This is a genomic window from Phenylobacterium sp., from assembly GCF_020402505.1.
Classification (GTDB): domain Bacteria; phylum Pseudomonadota; class Alphaproteobacteria; order Caulobacterales; family Caulobacteraceae; genus Phenylobacterium.
The window spans coordinates 1-4,802 of the sequence record NZ_JADBZL010000187.1; the positions used below are offsets into that span (position 1 = coordinate 1).

Annotated in this window: 5 protein-coding genes and 2 pseudogenes; 6 read left to right on the top strand and 1 reads right to left on the bottom strand. The window is 70.1% G+C overall.

Annotation, left to right across the window (positions count from 1 at the left end; all coding sequences use genetic code 11):
* A pseudogene (locus IM632_RS12800) lies at positions 1 to 458 on the top strand (hypothetical protein); the annotation flags it as partial.
* Entirely contained in the window at positions 455 to 1,987 is a 1,533-nt protein-coding gene (trpE, locus tag IM632_RS12805) for an anthranilate synthase component I (protein WP_296484213.1), read from the top strand. The pseudogene IM632_RS12800 and the gene trpE, both read left to right, overlap by 4 nt.
* A gap of 17 nt (positions 1,988 to 2,004) precedes the next feature.
* Here the strand turns inward: trpE and IM632_RS12810 are convergent, their stop codons facing one another.
* Positions 2,005 to 2,184, bottom strand: a complete 180-nt coding sequence (locus tag IM632_RS12810; RefSeq protein WP_293512128.1) for a hypothetical protein — start codon at positions 2,182 to 2,184, stop codon at positions 2,005 to 2,007.
* 76 nt (positions 2,185 to 2,260) lie between these two features.
* Here IM632_RS12810 and IM632_RS12815 point away from each other — a divergent pair, with 76 nt between their 5' ends.
* The 4 genes and pseudogenes from IM632_RS12815 to IM632_RS12830 form a co-directional block, all read left to right on the top strand.
* Positions 2,261 to 2,842 (top strand): aminodeoxychorismate/anthranilate synthase component II, encoded by a 582-nt coding sequence (locus tag IM632_RS12815; RefSeq protein ID WP_293520152.1) that lies wholly within the window; start codon positions 2,261 to 2,263, stop codon positions 2,840 to 2,842.
* Entirely contained in the window at positions 2,835 to 3,851 is a 1,017-nt protein-coding gene (trpD, locus tag IM632_RS12820; RefSeq protein ID WP_296497239.1) for an anthranilate phosphoribosyltransferase, read from the top strand. The genes IM632_RS12815 and trpD overlap by 8 nt, the downstream gene beginning before the upstream one ends.
* Positions 3,848 to 4,639 carry an indole-3-glycerol phosphate synthase TrpC gene (trpC, locus tag IM632_RS12825; RefSeq protein ID WP_296484219.1) on the top strand — a complete coding sequence of 264 codons (792 nt, stop codon included), beginning with the start codon at positions 3,848 to 3,850 and terminating at the stop codon, positions 4,637 to 4,639. Before trpD ends, trpC begins: the two co-directional genes overlap by 4 nt.
* A 91-nt stretch (positions 4,640 to 4,730) precedes the next feature.
* Positions 4,731 to 4,802 (top strand): annotated as a pseudogene (locus IM632_RS12830) (repressor LexA); the annotation flags it as partial.

Consider the following 4,802-nt stretch of genomic DNA (forward strand, 5'->3'; position numbering starts at 1 on the left):
AGATGGCCAAGCGGCTGCGCGCAAAGGCCGAGTCCCTTGCCGAGCGGGTGCGCAAGGGCGAGAGCCTGGACACGGTCGCCGCCTCTATCGGCGCCAAGCCCGGGCGCCTGGCCGGCCTGACCCGCCAGGGCGCGGCGCAGGGCGGTCCCCTGTCTCAGGAGGACTTTGCAGAGGCCTTCGGAGCTGCAAAGGGCGGGGTCTTCCTGGCGGCGAACCCGACCGCCTTCGCCATCACTATCGGGCGGGTCGAGGCGATCTCACCCCCCTCCGCTGCGGAGAACGCCCGTTCTGTGGAAGAGGTCCGGCCGCAGCTGGGCATGACCCTGTTCAGCGAGATCGGGGCCCAGATGCCCCGCTACGCCCGGACGGTCCTGAAGGTGCGCACCGCGCCCGACCTGGCCCGCCAGTCCCTCGGGGTCGAGACGCCCAAGGCCGGGAATGAGGCCGCCGGAAAGTGACCCTCGAGCCCGGCTTCCAGACCTTTTCCGGGATCTACGAGGCCGGTCGCGCCCAGGTGGTCTGGACCCGGCTGATTGATGACCTGGAGACTCCCGTCTCCGCCTACCTGAAGATCGGCAACGGCCGGCCCTACGCCTTCCTTTTCGAAAGCGTCGAGGGCGGCGCCTGGCGGGGCCGGTACTCGGTGATCGCCCTGAATCCCGACCTGGTCTGGCGCTGCCGGGGGGATGTCGCCGAGATCGCCGAAGGTGAAGACATCGCGGGCGGGCGGTTCACGACCCAGCCGGGCGGCGCCCTGGACTCCCTGCGCGACCTTGTGGCTGCTTCGCGGCTTGATCTGCCCCCTGGCCTGCCGCCCATGGCGGCCGGCGTCTTCGGCGCCTTGGGCTACGACATGGTGCGGCTCGTCGAGCGCCTGCCTAAGGTCAACCCGGACACCATGGGCCTGCCAGATGCGGTGATGATCCGCCCCTCCGTGGTGGCGGTTTTCGACGGCATCGCCCAGGAGATTCTGCTGGCGACCACTGTTCGGCCCTCGGCGCTGACGGCGGAGGGGGCCTGGGCCGCCGCCCGCGCCCGCCTGGAGGCCGTACGCTTCGACCTGACCGCCCCCGCGCCCCCGCCAGCCGGCGGGACGAGCCCGGAGCCCGACCGCTTCACCACCCCGGTGAGCCGCGAGGACTACCGGACCATCGTCGATCGGGCGAAGGCCTACATCGCCGCCGGGGACATCTTCCAGGTGGTGCCCAGCCACAGGTTCCGGGCGCCCTTTCCGCACGATCCCTTCGCTCTGTATCGTTCGCTGCGGCGGACCAACCCCTCGCCGTTCCTGTTCTACCTGAACTTCGGTGACTTCCAGCTGGCGGGTTCCTCGCCGGAGATCCTCGTCCGGCTGCGGGACGGCAAGATCACCATCCGCCCGATCGCCGGGACGCGGCCCCGGGGCGCGACCCCCGAGGAGGACCTGGCCCTGGAGGCCGAGCTTCGCGCGGACCCCAAGGAGCGCGCGGAGCACCTGATGCTTCTGGACCTCGGCCGCAACGACGTGGGCCGGGTGGCGATGCTGAACGCCGCCGGAGCCAACGCCCCTGCGGCAAGGGCGGCGGGACCGCATGTGCGAGTCACAGACAGCTTCTTCGTCGAGCGCTACAGTCATGTCATGCACCTGGTCTCCAATGTCGAGGGCGACGCCCCCGAGGGCCTGAATCCTGTCGACGTGCTGATGGCCGCCCTGCCCGCCGGGACCCTTTCGGGAGCCCCCAAGGTGCGGGCCATGGAGATCATCGACGAACTGGAGATCGAGAAACGCGGCGTCGCCTACGCCGGGGCCGTGGGCTATTTCGGCGCGGATGGTTCGGTGGACACCTGCATCGTCCTGCGCACGGCCTGTTTCAAGGACGGGATCATGTACATCCAGGCCGGCGGCGGCGTGGTGGCCGATAGCGACGCCGACGCCGAGTATGATGAAACCCTGCACAAGGCCCGCGCCCTGCGGCGGGCCGCAGAGGAAGCCTGGCGCTTCGTCTGACCCCTGACCGCGACGCTTCAGGGCCCCGGGGCGAGGATGACCGCCGCAGCCAGGGCCAAAGCGGTCGCTGCGGCGAAGGCGGCGGCGGCGAGGGCCGCCCAGGCGCCGTCGGTTCGCTGCGGGCTCTCGAGCAGGGCCTTGGCCCTGGCCATCTCGTCGGGGCTGATCGCCCCCCGCGGGGAATCATCTTCAACCATGCCGAAGCCTCACTCGGGATACGCCCCGTGACAATCGGGCTTTCCCTCTCGCGCCGGTTTCAATAGGGACAGGGCCATGATCCTGGTGATCGATAACTACGACAGCTTTACCTACAACCTGGTTCACTACCTGAACGAACTGGGGGCGGAGACGCGCGTCCACCGCAATGACGATCTGAGCGTCGAGGCGGCCCTGGGGCTTCGGCCCGACGCGGTCCTCCTGTCCCCGGGCCCCTGTTCGCCGGACGAGGCCGGGATCTGCCTTGAGCTCCTGCGCCGCGCGCCGGACGACCTACCTATCCTGGGGGTCTGCCTGGGGCATCAGTCCATTGGCCAGGCCTTCGGCGGCCGGGTGGTGCGGGCCAAGGCGCTGATGCATGGCAAGACCAGCGCGATACGCCATGGCGGAAAGGGGGTCTTCGCCGACCTTCCCAACCCCTTCACGGCCACCCGCTATCACAGCCTGGCTGTCGACAGCGGAAGCCTGCCCGAAGCGCTGGAGATCACCGCCTGGACCGACGACGGCGAGATCATGGGCCTGCAGCACCGGACGCGGCCGATCCACGGCGTCCAGTTCCACCCGGAATCCATCGCCACCGAGGGCGGCCACAAGCTCCTGGGAAACTTCCTGGAGCTGGCGGCGAGGGCCCGTGTCTGAAGCCTTCCGCCCCCTGCTGGGCCGTCTGGTCGCCGGCGAGGTCCTGGGCGGCGCCGAGGCCGAGGCCTTCTTCGCCGCCTGCCTGAAGGGCGAACCCTCCCCCGCCCAGGTGGGCGCGGCCCTGACCGCCCTGAGAATGCGCGGCGAGACCCCCGGGGAGATCGCCGCCGGAGCGCGGGCCATGCGCGCCGCCGCCGTGCGGCTGGAGACGCCCTTTCCCACCCTTGATGTCTGCGGCACCGGCGGCGACGGACTGCACACCCTCAACGTCTCCACCGCCGTGGCCTTCGTGGCCGCGGGCGGCGGGGTGAAGGTGGCCAAGCACGGCAATCGCGCCCTGTCGTCGAAGTCCGGGACCGCCGACGTCCTGGCCGCCCTGGGCGTCGACATCGAGGCGCGGCCGGATCGCCAGCTGAGGGCGCTAGAGGAGGCCGGCGTCTGTTTTCTTTTCGCCCAGGCCCACCACGGCGCCATGCGGCACGTCTCGCCTATCCGGGCGGAGCTGGGCTTTCGGACCCTCTTCAACCTGCTCGGACCCCTGACCAATCCCGCCGGCGCTTCCCGCCAGGTGCTGGGCGTGTTCGACCGGGCCTGGCTGGAACCCGTGGCGGAGGTCCTGCGGGACCTGGGCTCGGAGCGCGCCTGGGTGGTGCACGGCCAGGGTATGGACGAACTGACCACCACCGGCGAGACCGAGGTGGTGGAGCTGAAGGACGGCGCCCTTAGGCGCTTTGCGGTTCGCCCTTCAGAAGCTGGCCTCCCCGAAGGACGGCTGGAAGACCTGGTCGGGGGCGACCCCCAGCATAACGCTGAGGCCCTGCGCGCCCTGCTTTCCGGTGCGCCCGGCGCCTATCGCCATATCGTGCTCCTCAACGCTGCGGCGGCCTTCCTGGTGGCCGACCGGGTGCGGACCCTCGCCGAAGGCGTCGGACTTGCAGGCCAGGTGATCGACGATGGCCGTGCGCTGGCGGCCCTGGACGCCCTGGTCCGGATCTCGAACGGCCGATGACCGACATCCTCGCCCGCATCGCCGAGTACAAGCGCGCCGACGTCGCGGGCCGCAAGGCGGCGCGCCCGCAAGCTCAGGTTGAAGCGGCTGCAGCGTCCGCCACCCCGCCCCGGGGCTTCGCCGCCGCCCTCTCGGCCAGGGCGTCCCCGGGCCGTCTGGCCCTGATCGCCGAGATCAAGAAGGCATCACCCTCCAAGGGGCTGATCCGGGCTGACTTCGACCCGCCCGCCCTGGCCCGCGCCTATGCCGAGGGCGGCGCCGCCTGCCTGTCGGTGCTGACTGACGGGCCAAGCTTCCAGGGTGACGACGCCGACCTCGTCGCTGCCCGCGCCGCGGTCACCCTCCCCTGCCTGCGCAAGGACTTCCTGGTCGATCCCTGGCAGGTCGCCGAGTCCCGGGCGCTCGGGGCCGACGCCATCCTGGTGATTCTGGCCATGGTGGACGACATTCTGGCCGCCGAGCTGCTCTCAGAGGCCGCGCGACTCGGCATGGACGCCCTGGTCGAGGTGCATGACGAGGTCGAGATGGACCGGGCGGGCCAGTTGGGCGCCCGGCTGGTGGGGGTCAACAACCGAGACCTCAGAACCTTCGTCACCGACCTGGCCGTCACGGAAAGACTTGCCGCGCAGAGGCCTGAAAACGCTCAGCTTGTGACGGAAAGCGGCATCTTCACCCGGGCGGATGCCGAGCGTTTGTCGCACTCCGGCGCGGTCGCCATGCTGGTCGGTGAGAGCCTCATGCGGCAACCGGACGTCACGGCGGCCACGCGCGACCTGCTGGGCGGCTGAGCCCCTCCAGCGGGTAGCTTGACAATCCGAAAGAACACCTAGAGAACACGCGCAAGAGTTGTTGCTTTGTTCCCTGGAGGGGGCTCCGGATATGCTCACGCGCAAGCAGCACGAGCTGCTCATGTTCATTCACGAACGCATCAAGGAGACGGGAGTCTCCCCG

What these genes read in the sequence shown, in the direction of transcription:
- trpC (WP_296484219.1), top strand. Translation starts at nt 3,848, where the DNA reads ATGACCGACATCCTCGCCCGCATCGCCGAGTACAAGCGCGCCGACGTC.
- IM632_RS12810 (WP_293512128.1), bottom strand. Translation starts at nt 2,184, where the DNA reads ATGGTTGAAGATGATTCCCCGCGGGGGGCGATCAGCCCCGACGAGATG.
- IM632_RS12815 (WP_293520152.1), top strand. Translation starts at nt 2,261, where the DNA reads ATGATCCTGGTGATCGATAACTACGACAGCTTTACCTACAACCTGGTT.